Genomic DNA, 15326 nt, shown 5'->3' on the forward strand with positions numbered 1-15326 from the left:
TCCTTGAATTGGAAGTACCGGGCTGACGGCCGGTCAGGCGGGCCCTGCGTGGCTGTCGAGCAGGGCCATGAATGCCCTGGCCGCGTTCGATAGCGTTCGCTCCGTATGCAGAATGTAGCCTAGCTGGCGCGACAGCTGTATGCCCGGCAAGGCGATGGGTGCAACCTGTTCGTCGAGCATGGTGCGCGGCAATACGCTCCAGGCCAGGCCGATCGATACCATCATCTTGATGGTTTCCAGGTAGTTGGTGCTCATGGCGATGTTCGGCGTCAGGCCTTGGCTTTCGAACAGGCGCTGGACAATGTGGTGGGTGAAGGTGTTACCGCCAGGGAATACCGCCGGGTGGCGGGCGACATCCGCCAGGCTGACCTCATGGTTGTTGGCCAGCGGGTGCTCGGGGGCGGCGACGAAGTCCAGGGCGTCGTCCCACACCGGCACGGCTTTGACCAGGTGATGCGGGTCGGGCGCCAGGGTGATCACGGCAATTTCGGCGCGGCCATGCAGAATTTCGTCGTAGGCCTGTTCCGAATCCAGAAACTGAATATCCAGCGCCACGGCCGGGTACTGGCGGGTGAACGCCCGCAGCAGTGGCGGCAGGCGGTGCAGGCCGATGTGGTGGCTGGTGGCCAGGGTCAGGCGACCGCTCACGGCCCCGGTCAGATTGGTCAGCGCCCGTCGGGTATCATCAAGCACATTGAGGATCTGGTAAGCCCGCGGCAGCAGGGCGCGCCCGGCCTCGGTCAAAGTCACTTCGCGGCCCAGGCGGTCGAACAGCCGTACACCCAGTTGCTGCTCCAGCCCGGCGATGCGTTTGCTGATGGCCGGCTGGGTCAGGAACAGCCGCTCGGCAGCCCCGGAAAAGCTGCCGGTTTCGGCAATGGCGATAAAGGCACTGAGGTTGGCCAGGTCCATGGAGTGGTATTCCTTTGGGTTATCCAAAGCATAAAAATTATGAATTTGAGTTATTCAATCTAACCCCATAGCATCGTCCGTACAAGCCAAGGGGTCTTTGGCATAGAAAGACGCTGATGAGGAACAGTCTGATGGCTGGCAAAACGCTCTACGACAAACTCTGGGAAGCCCATGAGGTCAAGCGCCGTGATGACGGCTCGTCCTTGATCTACATCGACCGCCACATCATTCACGAAGTGACGTCGCCCCAGGCCTTCGAAGGCCTGCGCCTGGCCAACCGCAAACCGTGGCGCATCGACACCAACATCGCCACCCCCGACCACAACGTGCCGACCACGCCAGAGCGCAAGGGCGGTATCGAGGCCATCGTCGACCAGGTGTCGCGCCTGCAGGTGCAGACCCTTGACGAAAACTGTGACGAATACGGCATCGTCGAATTCAAGATGAATGACGAACGCCAGGGCATCGTCCACGTCATCAGCCCGGAGCAGGGTGCCACCTTGCCTGGCATGACCGTGGTCTGCGGCGACTCGCACACTTCTACCCATGGCGCCTTCGGTGCCTTGGCCCACGGCATTGGCACTTCCGAGGTCGAGCACGTGCTCGCCACCCAGTGCCTGGTCGCCAAGAAGATGAAGAACATGCTGGTGCGCGTGGAAGGCCAATTGCCTGCCGGCGTTACCGCCAAGGACATCGTCCTGGCCGTGATCGGCAAGATCGGCACCGCCGGTGGCAACGGCCACGCCATGGAGTTCGCCGGCAGCGCCATCCGCGAATTGTCGATGGAAGGCCGCATGACCATCTGCAACATGTCCATCGAGGCCGGTGCCCGTGTGGGCCTGGTGGCCACTGACGCCACCACCGTTGCCTATGTCGAAGGCCGCCCGTATGCGCCGAAGGGCGAGCAGTGGAAGCAAGCGGTCGAGTCGTGGAAAGACCTGGTGTCGGATGACGATGCCGTGTTCGACACCGTGGTCGAGCTGGATGCCAGCCAGATCAAGCCACAAGTCAGCTGGGGCACCTCGCCCGAGATGGTGTTGGCCGTCGACCAGCGCGTGCCGGACCCGGCTGCCGAAGCCGACCTGGTCAAGCGTGGTTCGATCGAGCGTGCCTTGAAGTACATGGGCCTGACCGCCAACCAGGCGATCACCGATATCAAACTGGACCGCGTGTTCATCGGCTCGTGCACCAACTCGCGTATCGAAGACCTGCGCGCCGCAGCCGAAATCGCCAAGGGCCGCAAGGTAGCCGCTACCGTCAAGCAAGCCATCGTCGTGCCGGGCTCGGGCCTGGTCAAGGCCCAGGCCGAGCGCGAAGGCCTGGACAAGATCTTCGTCGAAGCCGGTTTTGAATGGCGTGAGCCAGGCTGCTCGATGTGCCTGGCGATGAACCCGGACCGCCTGGAGAGCGGCGAGCATTGCGCGTCCACCTCCAACCGCAACTTCGAAGGCCGTCAGGGCGCCGGTGGCCGAACCCACCTGGTCAGCCCGGCCATGGCGGCCGCTGCCGCGGTGACCGGCCACTTCATCGATGTTCGCGAGTTGATCCAAGGGAGCGCAGCATGAAAGCCTTTACCCAGCACACTGGCCTCGTCGCGCCGTTGGACCGTGCCAACGTCGACACCGACCAGATCATCCCCAAGCAGTTCTTGAAGTCGATCAAGCGCACAGGCTTTGGCCCTAACCTGTTCGACGAATGGCGTTACCTGGACGTGGGCCAGCCGTACCAGGACAACAGCAAGCGCCCGGTCAACCAGGATTTCGTACTCAACCACGAACGCTACCAGGGTGCCAGCGTGTTGCTGGCGCGGGAGAACTTTGGGTGCGGCTCCAGTCGTGAGCACGCCCCGTGGGCGCTGGACGAGTACGGCTTCCGCAGCATCATTGCGCCGAGCTTTGCCGACATCTTCTTCAATAACAGCTTCAAGAACGGGCTGTTGCCGATCATCCTCAGCGATGAAGAAGTGGACGAGCTGTTCAAGCAGGTCGAAGCCAACCCGGGTTACCAGCTGACCATCGACTTGCAAGCGCAGGCGGTGACCCGCCCGGATGGCAAGGTGCTGCACTTTGAGATCGATGCGTTCCGCAAGCACTGCCTGCTCAACGGGCTGGACGATATCGGCTTGACCCTGCAGGACGGTGATGCGATCAAGGCCTTCGAAGGCAAGCACCGCGCCAGCCAGCCTTGGCTGTTCCGTGATGCCTGATTGACTCTTCGCGGGTTTACCCGCGAAGAGGCCAGCACCGGCCACAAAAATCTAAAGGATCCAGACATGACCAGCACCCAACACACCGACGTGGTCCAGCGCCAGTTCGGCGAACAGGCCAGCGCCTACCTCAGCAGCGCCGTGCACGCCCAGGGCAGTGAATTCGCCCTGTTGCAGGCCGAGCTGGCGGGCCAGGCCCATGCTCGCGTGCTGGACCTGGGCTGCGGTGCCGGTCATGTCAGTTTCCACGTCGCCCCGCTGGTTGCCGAGGTGGTCGCCTACGACCTCTCGCAATCCATGCTCGACGTGGTCGCCAGCGCCGCCGCCGAGCGCGGCCTGGCCAACATCACCACCGAACGTGGCGCGGCCGAACGCCTGCCGTTCGCCGATGCCTCGTTCGACTTCGTCTTCAGCCGCTACTCGGCCCACCACTGGAGCGACCTAGGCCTGGCCCTGCGCGAAGTGCGCCGGGTGCTCAAGCCAGGCGGCGTGGCAGCGTTCATCGATGTGATGTCGCCGGGCAGCCCGCTGCTCGACACCTACCTGCAAACGGTCGAAGTGCTGCGCGACACCAGCCATGTGCGCGATTACTCCGCCGCCGAATGGCAGCGCCAGGTCAGCGAAGCCGGCCTGCATGTGCGCAGCCACACGCGCCAGCCGCTGCGCCTGGAGTTCACCAGCTGGGTCGAGCGCATGCGCACCCCCGAGCCGATGCGCGTGGCCATCCGCCAATTGCAGCAAGCCATGGGTGAAGAAGTACGGCAGTATTACCAGATCGAGGCCGATGGCTCGTTCAGCACCGATGTGCTGGTGTTGTGGGCCGAGCGTTAAGCACTTTTCGGTGGGGCCCGTCTGGCCGCACCGCGTGAATGGATAGAGGAAAGCATGAGCAAGCAGATTCTGATTCTCCCAGGTGACGGTATCGGCCCGGAAATCATGGCCGAAGCGGTCAAGGTGCTGGAACTGGCCAACGACAAGTTCCAGCTCGGCTTCAGCCTGGAGCACGACGTGATCGGTGGCGCCGCCATCGACAAGCACGGCGTGCCGCTGGCCGACGAAACCCTGGAGCGTGCGCGCAAGGCCGATGCCGTGCTGCTGGGCGCCGTGGGTGGCCCGAAGTGGGACAAGATCGAGCGTGACATCCGCCCAGAGCGCGGCCTGCTGAAAATCCGTTCGCAACTGGGCCTGTTCGCCAACCTGCGCCCGGCCATCCTCTATCCGCAACTGGCCGATGCCTCGTCGCTGAAGCCGGAAATCGTTTCGGGCCTGGACATCCTCATCGTTCGTGAGCTGACCGGTGGCATCTACTTCGGTGCCCCGCGTGGCCAGCGCGAGCTGGAAGGCGGCGAGCGCCAGGCCTACGACACCCTGCCGTACAGCGAAAGCGAAGTGCGCCGCATTGCCCGTGTCGGCTTCGACATGGCCCGCGTGCGCGGCAAGAAGCTGTGCTCGGTGGACAAGGCCAACGTCCTGGCGTCCAGCCAGCTGTGGCGTGAAGTGGTCGAAGACGTGGCCAAGGACTACCCGGATGTCGAACTGAGCCACATGTACGTCGACAACGCTGCCATGCAGCTGGTACGTGCACCCAAGCAGTTCGACGTGATGGTGACCGACAACATGTTCGGTGACATTCTGTCGGATGAAGCTTCCATGCTGACCGGTTCCATCGGCATGCTGCCTTCTGCGTCGCTGGATGCCGACAACAAGGGCATGTACGAGCCGTGCCACGGCTCGGCGCCGGACATCGCCGGCCTTGGCATCGCCAACCCGCTGGCGACCATCCTGTCGGTTTCGATGATGCTGCGTTACAGCTTCAATCAGTCGGCTGCCGCCGAAGCGATCGAGAAGGCGGTGAGCCTGGTTCTGGACCAGGGCCTTCGCACCGGCGACATCTTCTCTGAAGGCTGCCGTAAAGTTGGTACGCAGGAAATGGGCGACGCAGTAGTCGCAGCGCTGCGGAATCTGTAATCTCTCTGGCCCGCCACCCAAAATTCCCGGTGGCGGCCCACTTTTAGCAAAGGTGTAGTTGCGATGAAACGTGTAGGTCTGATCGGTTGGCGCGGTATGGTCGGTTCCGTGCTCATGCAGCGGATGCTGGAGGAGCAGGATTTCGACCTTATCGAGCCGGTGTTCTTCACTACTTCCAACGTGGGTGGCCAAGGCCCGAACGTGGGCAAGGATACAGCGCCGCTCAAGGACGCGTATTCGATTGAAGAACTCAAGACCCTCGACGTTATCCTGACCTGCCAGGGCGGCGACTATACCAACGAGGTCTTCCCCAAGCTGCGTGAAGCCGGCTGGCAGGGTTACTGGATCGATGCTGCCTCGTCCCTGCGTATGCAGGATGACGCCGTGATCGTCCTCGACCCGGTCAACCGCAAGGTCATCGACCAGCAGCTGGACGCCGGTACCAAGAACTACATCGGCGGCAACTGCACCGTCAGCCTGATGCTGATGGGCCTGGGTGGCCTGTTCGAAGCCGGCCTGGTGGAGTGGATGAGCGCCATGACCTACCAGGCAGCCTCGGGTGCCGGCGCGCAGAACATGCGCGAGCTGATCAAGCAGATGGGTGCCACCCACGCTGCCGTTGCCGATGACCTGGCCAACCCGGCCAGCGCCATCCTCGATATCGACCGCAAGGTTGCCGAGGCCATGCGCAGCGAAGCCTTCCCGACCGAGAACTTTGGCGTGCCACTGGCGGGCAGCCTGATCCCGTGGATCGACAAGGAACTGCCGAACGGCCAGAGCCGTGAAGAGTGGAAGGCCCAGGCCGAGACCAACAAGATCCTCGGCCGCTTCAAGAGCCCGATCCCGGTTGATGGTATCTGCGTGCGCATCGGCGCCATGCGTTGCCACAGCCAGGCGCTGACCATCAAGCTGAACAAGGACGTGCCGATCGCCGACATCGAAGGCATGATCAGCCAGCACAACCCTTGGGTGAAACTGGTGCCGAACCAGCGTGAAATCAGCATGCAGGAACTGACCCCAACCAAGGTCACCGGCACCCTGAACATCCCGGTTGGCCGCCTGCGCAAGCTGAACATGGGCTCGCAGTACCTGGGCGCTTTCACCGTGGGTGACCAGCTGCTGTGGGGCGCTGCCGAACCGCTGCGCCGCATGCTGCGGATTCTGCTGGAGCGTTGATCGTTCTGCTTTGACTAAAAACCCGCGCTGGCGACAGCGCGGGTTTTTTTGTGTTCGGGGGTGAGGGTTTCAGCGCCTGTTAGATCGAGCGCCGCCCGCGCGGCGCATCGCGAGCTGCGCGGGCGGCGCTCTATCTCACAAACACCGCAAATCCCAAGCCATCCCCGCTAGCCCTCACGCAACCCACAGCGACGAAGATACGGCCAGCACAGACAAACTCCTACAATCCGAGTAAAGTGCCGCCCCCGCCGTTTTCTGCAAGAGGATCCCTACCATGACACACCCTTTGGACATCGCCGTCGTCGGCGCCACCGGCAGCGTCGGTGAAGCCTTGGTGCAGATCCTCGAAGAACTGGCGTTCCCGGTCGGCACATTGCACCTGCTGGCCAGCATGGAGTCGGCAGGCAGCAGCGTGATGTTCGCCGGCAAGAAGCTCAAGGTGCGTGAAGTGGACAGCTTCGACTTTGCCCAGGTCAAGCTGGCCTTCTTCGCCACTGGCGCCGCAGTCAGCCGCAGCTTTGCCAGCAAGGCGCTGCAGGCGGGCTGCACGGTCATCGATCTGTCTGGTGGCCTGGACGACGCCCTGGCACTGGTGCCTGAGGCCAATGCAGAGCGCCTGGCCGGCCTGGCGCTGCCGGCACGCATCGTCAGCCCATGCTCGGCCGCGGTTGCCGTGGCGGTTGCGCTGGCACCGCTCAAGGGCCTGCTGGACATTGAGCGGGTGCAGGTGATGGCGTCGCTGGCGGTGTCCGCGCAAGGCCGCGAAGCGGTCAGCGAACTGGCCCGGCAAACTGCTGAGCTACTCAATGCCCGGCCGCTGGAGCCACGCTTCTTCGACCGCCAGGTGGCATTCAACCTGCTGGCCCAGGTGGGGGCCGCCGATGAGCAAGGCCATACAGCGCCGGAGCGCCGCCTGGTCAGCGAGTTGCGCGTGCTGCTGGGCATGCCTGAATTGAAGATTTCGGTGAGCTGCGTTCAAGTCCCGGTGTTTTTCGGCGATAGCTTCAGTGTGGCCGTGCAGAGCCGTCGCCCGGTCGACCTGGCAGCGGTCAACCAGGCACTGGAGGCAGCTGATAGTGTCGAGCTGGTGGAACGTGATGATTATCCGACCCCGGTCGGTGACGCAGTGGGCCAAGACGTGGTCTATGTTGGTCGTGTACGTCACGGTGTTGATGAAGACCAGCAGCTCAACCTCTGGCTGACCACCGACAACGTGCGCAAAGGCGCCGCGCTCAATGCCGTGCAAGTGGCACAATTGTTGATTAAACAGATGCCGTAAAAGATACTGGCGAGCACTTTTGTCCTGCTCTGCTTGCAGGTTTCGGGACGATTCATACAAGGGAAGAGGTCATGCTTCGAATTCGCAAACTGGTTCTGGCCATGGCTGCAGCATCCGCGCTGTCGTCTGGCATGGCGAATGCGCTGGGCCTGGGGGAGCTGACCCTGAAGTCGGCACAGAATCAGCCGCTGGACGCCGAGATCGAGTTGCTCGACGTGCGCGACCTCAAGGCCGCCGAAGTGGCGCCAAGCCTGGCGCCACCGGAAGAGTTCAGCAAGGCCGGGGTGGCGTTTCCGACCTACCTCGAAGACCTGACCTTCACACCGGTGATCAACCCCAACGGCAAGAGCGTGCTGCGGGTTACCTCCAGCCAGCCGCTGCCGGGGCCAGTGGTCAAGTTCCTGGTCCAGGTGATGTGGCCGCAGGGCCGCCTGCTGCGCGACTACAGCGTGCTGCTCGACCAGGCCAAGGCCCAGGGCGACAAGCCAGCAGCAGGCAATGTCACACCGGCCACAACCGGTGCCAGCAGCTACACCACCCAACGCCGCGACACCCTGTGGCAAATTGCTGCGCGCAACACCCAGGGTGGCTCGATCCAGCAGACCATGATCGCGATCCAGGCGCTGAACCCCGACGCCTTCATCGGCAACAACATCAACCAGCTGAAGGTTGGCCAGGTACTGCGCCTGCCCGATCAGCAGCAGATCCAGAACATTGCCCAGGGCGAGGCAAACAGCGAGGTGGCCGAACAGTATGCCGCCTGGCGTGAAGGCCGCCGCCTGGGCCCGCGTGCCCGCCAGCTCGACGCTACCCGCCGTGGCGCCGCCGAAGCTGCCCCGGCGCGCATCGCCCAGGGTGACAACCTGCGACTGGTAAGCCCGGGTAACCAGACCGGTGCCGGCCAGGCCAAGGCACTCAACGACAAGCTGGCCGTGGCCCAGGAAAGCCTGGACACCAGCCGCCGCGACAACGACGAACTGAAAAGCCGCATGACCGACCTGCAGAGCCAGCTGGACAAGCTGCAGCGTCTGATCGAGCTGAAGAACGACCAGCTGGCGCGCCTTGAAGCCCAGGGTGCAGCCGCCCCGGCAGTGGCTGCTGCAACGCCGACGCAGCCAGCAGCGGCAGCTCAGCCGGTGGTCAAGCCGGCACCAGCTGCGGTCGATACCGCGCCCAAGCCGGAGCCAGCCGCCAATCCAGCGCCCGCCAGCCAGCCGGGCGGTGCACTCGACCAGATCCTGGGCAACCCGTGGCTGCTTTGGCTGATTGCCGGCTCCAGCATTCTGGTGCTGGCGTTGCTGCTGTGGTTGCTGGCGCGCAAGCGCAAGGCCCAGCAAGAAGCTGAAAAGCACCTGCGCATGGCGCGGGCGCTGGAAGAAGAGCAAGCCCCAGGTTTTGACACCGATACCGAGAGCCTCGACGGCGTCGAAGTCTCGGAGCCGAGCGTGACCTTGTCGCCAGCCGTGGTCGCAGCTTCGGCTGCCGCTGCCGTTGCTGCGGAGAAAGTGGCAGCGCCAGCCGCCGAGGCAGAACTCGAGGCCGAGCCGTACGCAGACCCGCACGCCGCGCTGTTTGCCGAAGTCGATCAATGCCTGGCCGAGGGCCGCCTGAACCGCGCCACCGAACTGCTGGAGCCCGCTGTGGCCGCCGCGCCAGAGCGTGACGACCTGCGCCTGAAACTCATGGATGTGTACGCCCGCCAGGGTGACCAGAGCGCGTTCGCCGAACAGGAGCGCAAGCTGCCGGCCAGCGAGCAGAACACTGCCCAGGTTGCCGGGCTGAAAGAACGTTACCCGGCCATGCTTGGCCTGGCCGCGGCTGGCCTGGGTGCGGCGGCACTGGCTGCCGAAATGGATGAGCAGTATGTGCAGGAGCTGCTGCACGACGAGCCTGAGGCGCCGGTGGTTGCCGATGTGGTGCCTGACGAGGTGCCTGAGTTCGAGCCAGAGGCAGGCGCTGAGCCGGAAGTTTTGGCGCAAGCAGAACCTGAAGCCGAGCTAGATGCCTTCGAAGAAGTGCCGACCCTTGATGCGCCGGGCCTGGATGAACAGGACCTGGACAGTGACTTTGACCTGAGCCTGGGTGAAGACCTGCCAGAAGAAGACCCGCTGGCAGCGCCGTTGCTGGACGAGCCGGCGGCACAGGAACCCGTACCCGACGAGCTGGTAATTGCCGAGCCTGTGCTGGATGAGCCAGCGCTGGAAGAGGTTCAGCCAGAAGAGCAGCCGTTTGCCGTGGATGCCGAACTGCAAGCCGACGCCGACGCTGACTTCGAGGCCATGCTGGCCCAGGCAGAGCCACAGCCTGCCGTGGACCTGTCCGATTTCGACCTCGATGTCACTGAGCCGGTTGCCCCGGCCGCCCCGCAAGCGGTGGAAGAGGCCCCGGTGGACGTCGCCGCCGAACTGGCTGCCTTCGACAGCGTGCCGGAGTTTGACCCGGTGTCCGAGTTCGACATGCCGTCGGACTTCGACCTGTCGCTGTCGCTGGACGACGATTCGCCGGCCGCCAAAAGCTTTGCCTCGGAACTGGACGACGTCAACGCCGAGCTGGACAAGCTGTCGCAGAGCCTCGAATCGCCATCGCTGGAGCCACACTTCACCAGCGAGGACGCGGTTGCGCAGCCTGAGCCCGAGCCTTTGGACGACCTGGACTTCGACTTCTTCTCCGGCAGTGACGAAGTAGCCACCAAGCTCGACCTGGCCCGCGCCTACATCGACATGGGCGACAACCAGGGCGCGCGCGACATCCTTGATGAAGTGGTCAAGGACGGCGACGACACCCAGCGCCAGGAAGCCGAGGACATGCTCTCTCGCCTGGTCTGATGCGCTTGCGCAGGCGGTTCAGTGCCTGTAGGAGCGGCCTTGTGTCGCGAACGGGCCGCATAGCGGCCCCGCCGATATCTGCGCGATGCTGAAAATCTGGGGCCGCGTTGCGGCCCATCGCGACACAAGGCCGCTCCTACAGGGGCTGCGTCAGCTTGATGTGCCATGAACAACGGCAGCCCTACACGGCTGCCGTTGTCGTTATAATCCCCGCCATTCCGTACACCCCACAGGTTTCATGCGCTTGGACATCATCGACACCGCTACTGCCGAATCCGCGGCCGAAGGCTACTCCCGAATCGCCCTGGGCGTGGAATACAAGGGCGCCCGCTACCGCGGCTGGCAGCGTCAGGCCAGTGGAGTGCCCAGTGTCCAGCAAGCGCTGGAACAAGCGTTGTCCAAGGTCGCCAACGAACCGATTTCGGTGATCTGTGCCGGGCGCACCGATGCCGGCGTGCATGGCTGCGGGCAGATCGTGCATTTCGATACCCGTGCCGTACGCGACGAGCGCGCCTGGACCCTGGGCACCAACTTCAACCTGCCGCACGACATCAGCGTGGTCTGGTCGCGGCCGATGCCGGCCGACTTCCATGCCCGCTTCAAGGCGTGTGCCCGGCGCTACCGCTACGTCATCTACAACGACCCGATCCGCCCGGCGCACCTGGCCGAGGAAGTGACCTGGAACCACCGCCTGCTGGATGTCGAGCGCATGGCCGAAGCGGCGCAGTTCCTGCTTGGCACCCACGACTTCAGCGCCTTTCGCGCCAGCCAGTGCCAGGCCAAGTCGCCGATCAAGCACATCTACCACCTGCGCGTTACCCGCCATGGCCAGATGATCGTGCTGGACGTGCGCGCCACCGCCTTCCTGCACCACATGGTGCGTAACATTGTCGGTGTGCTGACAGCCATCGGCGCCGGCGAGCGCCCGGTCACCTGGGCGCGTGAAGTACTGGAAGGGCGCGACCGCCGTGAAGCCGGGGTCACCGCTCATCCGTACGGGCTTTACCTGGTCAAGGTGGAGTACCCCGAGGAATATGTGCTGCCCCAGCGTTACATCGGCCCACACTTTTTGACCGGCTACGAAGCGTTGGCAGACTGACGGACGAAAAGCCATTTGCTAACATCCGGCCTTTCACCGTAACAATCAGGGTTCGCTGTCCATGAGCAATGTTCGCAGCAAGATCTGCGGGATTACCCGTATCGAAGACGCACTGGCCGCTGCCCAAGCGGGTGCCGATGCCATCGGCTTTGTCTTCTATGCCAAGAGCCCGCGGGCCGTGGACGTGCGCCAGGCACGGGCGATCATTGCCGAGTTGCCGCCGTTCGTGACCACGGTCGGGCTGTTTGTCAACGCTTCGCGTTGCGAGCTGAACGAGATCCTCGAAGTGGTTCCGCTGGACCTGCTACAGTTCCACGGCGATGAAACCCCGCAAGACTGCGAAGGCTACCACCGCCCCTGGATAAAGGCCCTGCGCGTACGCCCGGGCGACGACCTGGAGGCAGCCTGCCAGCTTTACGCAGGGGCCCGCGGCATATTGCTGGACACCTATGTGGCAGGCGTGCCCGGGGGAACCGGTGAGGCGTTCGACTGGTCACTGGTGCCGGCACACCTGAGCAAGCCCATCATCCTGGCGGGCGGGCTGTCGGCGGATAACGTCGGCCAGGCCATCGCCCAGGTGCGGCCTTATGCGGTGGATGTCAGCGGTGGCGTCGAACAGGCCAAGGGCATCAAGGACGCGGCGAAAATCGAGGCCTTCATGCAGGCGGTGAAACAGGCGTGATGGCAGATGTGACGGCTGGCTGCGCGCCATCGTCCATAGCTTTCGCAGCCCTGCGGGGCAGCCGCCGGTGGCGGCACAACAACACATTAGCGGTGGAGTGGCACGCTGGAAGCCCCGGCGGCCGGTCCATCATCGTTTCATAAAAGATTTTGAGCTCAAGGGCAGGGCAGGGCCGGTGAAGCCGACCCCCGCCTGCCAATACTGGAGAAAGAAAGCATGAGCAACTGGTTAGTCGACAAACTGATCCCTTCGATCATGCGTTCCGAGGTGAAGAAGAGCTCGGTGCCTGAGGGCCTGTGGCACAAGTGCCCGTCCTGCGAGGCCGTGCTGTATCGTCCGGAGCTGGAAAAGACCCTGGATGTCTGCCCCAAGTGCAACCACCACATGCGCATCGGCGCACGTGCGCGCATCGATATCTTCCTCGACGCGGAAGGCCGTGCCGAACTGGGTGCCGACCTGGAGCCGGTCGACCGCCTGAAGTTCCGTGACGGCAAGAAGTACAAGGACCGCCTGACCGGCGCCCAGAAGCAGACCGGCGAAAAAGACGCGCTGATCTCCATGAGCGGCACCCTGATGGGCATGCCGATCGTGGTCAGCGCCTTCGAATTCTCGTTCATGGGCGGCTCCATGGGTGCCATCGTCGGTGAGCGCTTCGTGCGTGCGGCCAACTACGCCCTGGAACACCGCTGCCCAATGGTCTGCTTCTCCGCTTCGGGCGGCGCGCGCATGCAGGAAGCACTGATCTCGCTGATGCAGATGGCCAAGACCTCGGCCGTGCTGGCGCGCCTGCGCGAAGAAGGCATCCCGTTCATCTCGGTGCTGACCGACCCGGTGTACGGCGGCGTTTCCGCCAGCCTGGCGATGCTCGGCGACGTCATCGTCGGTGAGCCAAAGGCCCTGATCGGCTTCGCCGGCCCACGTGTGATCGAGCAGACCGTACGCGAGAAGCTGCCAGAAGGCTTCCAGCGCAGCGAGTTCCTGCTGGAGCACGGTGCTATCGACCTGATCATCTCCCGTGGCGAACTGCGCCCGCGCCTGGCCCGCCTGCTGGCGCAGATGACCGGCCAGGACACCCCGGAGCAGGCACGTGAGGCGGCTGCCGTCGCGTGATGAAACAACGATCCCTGGGCGAATGGCTCGCCTACCTCGAGCAGTTGCACCCCTCGGCCATCGACATGGGCCTGGAGCGGTCGCAGAAGGTGCTTGCCCGGCTGGCGCTGGGCAAGCTGGCGCCACGCGTGGTGACGGTGACCGGCACCAACGGCAAGGGCTCGACCTGCGCCTTCGTGGCCTCGCTGCTGCGCGCCCAGGGGCTCAAGGTCGGCATGTACAGCTCGCCGCACCTGTTGCGTTACAACGAGCGGGTAGTGATCGATGGCCAGGAGGCCAGTGATGAGCGCCTGTGCGAAGCCTTCGCCGCCGTCGAGGCGGCGCGGGGCGAAATTTCCCTGACCTACTTCGAGATGGGCACGCTGGCCGCGTTCTGGTTGTTCTACCAGTCGCAGCTGGATGCCGTGGTGCTGGAAGTGGGCCTTGGTGGCCGCCTGGACACCGTGAACGTGGTGGATGCCGACCTGGCCCTGGTGACCAGTATCGGCGTCGACCATGTCGATTACCTGGGCGATACTCGCGAGCTTGTGGCCTTCGAGAAGGCCGGCATCTTCCGCGCGGGCAAGCCGGCCCTGTGCGGTGACCTGGACCCGCCGCAGCCGTTGCTGGACAAGGCCGCCGAACTGGCAGCGCCGCTGTTCCTGCGCGGTCGCGACTTCGATCTGGCCAGTGCCGATGGCAACTGGAGCTGGCGAGGTACGGCGGCTGATGGTGCGCAGGTTGAGCTGCGTGACCTGCCTTTGCTTGACCTGCCCATGGAAAACGCCACGCTGGCCCTGCAGGCTTACCTGCTGACGGGGCTGCCGTGGGATGCCGCGCAGGTGCGCCAGGCACTGCTGGATACCCGCATCACCGGCCGCCTCGACCGCCGCCTGCTGAACTGGCAGGGCAAGCCGGTGGAGCTGCTGCTGGATGTGGGGCACAACCCCCATGCAGCGGAGTACCTGGCTCGGCGCCTGGCGGCCCGGCCGCTCAAAGGGCGTCGCCTGGCGGTGTTCGGCCTGCTCGCCGACAAGGACCTGGACGGCGTTGTCGCGCCGCTGCAAGGCCTGGTCGACGACTGGGCCGTGGCGCCCCTGGATACCCCCCGCAGCCGCCCGGCTGCGGAACTGGCCACGGCCTTGACGAACCTCGGTGCTGCGGTGAAGTCTTATGCCAGCGTCGACGCCGCCCTTGAAGGGCAATGCGCTCTGGCGACGGCGGATGATCAGGTCCTGCTGTTCGGTTCGTTTTTCTGTGTTGCCCAGGCGCTGGAGTGGCTGGAGCGGCACGCCCAGGAGGGTGGAGTAGATGGCAGTGCTGGATAAAGGGATGAAACAGCGCATGGTGGGTGCGCTGGTGCTGGTGGCGCTGGCGGTGATTTTCCTGCCGATGCTGTTCACCCGCGAGGACGAGATGCGCCAGGTGCACGTCGAGGCCCCGCAGGCCCCGGCCATGCCAAGCCTGCCGGAAGTGAAGGTGGAGCCGGTCGCCGTGCCGGAGCCGCAGGTCATTCCTGAAGAGCCGCAGCAGCCACCGGTGGTGGTCGACGAGTCCACTGCGCCGGCCGCTACGCCCAGCCAGCCAATCACGCCATCGCCGCAGACCCAGGCGCAGGTTCAGCCGGCCAAACCGCAGGTCCCGGCAGCCAAGGTCGAGCCGAAGCCGGCGGCCACCCCGGCACCTGCCACGGCAGTGGCCAAGCCAGCTGCCCCCTCGAAGATCGACGTCAATGGCTTGCCTGTCAGCTGGTCCATCCAGTTGGCCAGCCTGTCCAACCGTGCCGGTGCCGAGAAGCTGCAGCAAACGCTGCGCAGTCAGGGCTACAACGCCTATATCCGCTCGGCGGGCGGGATGAACCGGGTGTATGTCGGGCCGCTGATCGAGCGGGCCGAAGCCGAGCGCACGCGCGACGCCATCAACCGCCAGAACAGCCTCAAGGGCTTTGTGGTGCGGTTCCAGCCAGAACGCAGCTGATACCCAGTAGCGGCCTTGCTGGCCATTCGCGGGTAAACCCGGCCCCTGTGGGAGCGGGTTTACCCGCGAATCGCCCAACACCAATCCACCCCACATTCCGCTTACTCCCAGCC

Annotated in this window: 13 protein-coding genes; 12 read left to right on the top strand and 1 reads right to left on the bottom strand. The window is 64.3% G+C overall.

From position 1 onward, the window contains the following. Positions 1-33: 33 nt before the first annotated feature. Complete coding sequence (locus ABI582_RS14230) at positions 34-912, bottom strand: LysR family transcriptional regulator (RefSeq protein ID WP_016500871.1); 879 nt, start codon at positions 910-912, stop codon at positions 34-36. A gap of 131 nt (positions 913-1043) precedes the next feature. On the opposite strand from ABI582_RS14230, the gene leuC reads away from it, so the two are divergent. The 12 genes from leuC (at position 1044) to ABI582_RS14290 (ending at position 15213) form a co-directional block, all read left to right on the top strand. Further along, a complete protein-coding gene (leuC, locus tag ABI582_RS14235; protein WP_258655758.1) occupies positions 1044-2477 on the top strand; it encodes a 3-isopropylmalate dehydratase large subunit in 1434 nt (477 codons plus the stop codon). After that, complete coding sequence (gene leuD, locus ABI582_RS14240; protein ID WP_338746533.1) at positions 2474-3118, top strand: 3-isopropylmalate dehydratase small subunit; 645 nt, start codon at positions 2474-2476, stop codon at positions 3116-3118. Before leuC ends, leuD begins: the two co-directional genes overlap by 4 nt. Before the next feature lie 66 nt (positions 3119-3184). Further along, entirely contained in the window at positions 3185-3949 is a 765-nt protein-coding gene (locus ABI582_RS14245) for a class I SAM-dependent methyltransferase (protein ID WP_234229813.1), read from the top strand. 54 nt (positions 3950-4003) lie between these two features. Further along, complete coding sequence (gene leuB, locus ABI582_RS14250; RefSeq protein ID WP_013971603.1) at positions 4004-5086, top strand: 3-isopropylmalate dehydrogenase; 1083 nt, start codon at positions 4004-4006, stop codon at positions 5084-5086. 63 nt (positions 5087-5149) lie between these two features. Next, the gene (gene asd / locus ABI582_RS14255) at positions 5150-6262 is read left to right on the top strand and encodes an aspartate-semialdehyde dehydrogenase (RefSeq protein ID WP_019473016.1); all 1113 of its coding nucleotides are present in this window, start codon (positions 5150-5152) and stop codon (positions 6260-6262) included. 274 nt (positions 6263-6536) lie between these two features. Beyond that, positions 6537-7541, top strand: a complete 1005-nt coding sequence (locus tag ABI582_RS14260; protein ID WP_174370418.1) for an aspartate-semialdehyde dehydrogenase — start codon at positions 6537-6539, stop codon at positions 7539-7541. 71 nt (positions 7542-7612) lie between these two features. Further along, positions 7613-10366, top strand: a complete 2754-nt coding sequence (locus tag ABI582_RS14265; protein ID WP_442119485.1) for a FimV/HubP family polar landmark protein — start codon at positions 7613-7615, stop codon at positions 10364-10366. A 238-nt stretch (positions 10367-10604) separates the two neighbouring features. Further along, positions 10605-11465: a tRNA pseudouridine(38-40) synthase TruA gene (gene truA, locus ABI582_RS14270; protein WP_442119486.1), complete on the top strand. Its 861-nt coding sequence runs from the start codon at positions 10605-10607 to the stop codon at positions 11463-11465. Positions 11466-11526: 61 nt separating this feature from the next. Continuing rightward, entirely contained in the window at positions 11527-12147 is a 621-nt protein-coding gene (locus ABI582_RS14275) for a phosphoribosylanthranilate isomerase (protein ID WP_059395455.1), read from the top strand. Between the two features lie 216 nt (positions 12148-12363). Next, on the top strand, positions 12364-13257 hold the full coding sequence (gene accD / locus ABI582_RS14280; protein WP_012271202.1) for an acetyl-CoA carboxylase, carboxyltransferase subunit beta: 894 nt from the start codon (positions 12364-12366) through the stop codon (positions 13255-13257). Beyond that, the gene (gene folC, locus ABI582_RS14285) at positions 13257-14564 is read left to right on the top strand and encodes a bifunctional tetrahydrofolate synthase/dihydrofolate synthase (RefSeq protein WP_442119487.1); all 1308 of its coding nucleotides are present in this window, start codon (positions 13257-13259) and stop codon (positions 14562-14564) included. The genes accD and folC overlap by 1 nt, the downstream gene beginning before the upstream one ends. Further along, on the top strand, positions 14548-15213 hold the full coding sequence (locus ABI582_RS14290) for an SPOR domain-containing protein (protein ID WP_338746539.1): 666 nt from the start codon (positions 14548-14550) through the stop codon (positions 15211-15213). The genes folC and ABI582_RS14290 overlap by 17 nt, the downstream gene beginning before the upstream one ends. Positions 15214-15326 lie beyond the last annotated feature (113 nt).

Source organism: Pseudomonas sp. SAS7, assembly GCF_052112345.1.
GTDB classification, from domain to species: domain Bacteria; phylum Pseudomonadota; class Gammaproteobacteria; order Pseudomonadales; family Pseudomonadaceae; genus Aquipseudomonas; species Aquipseudomonas putida_Q.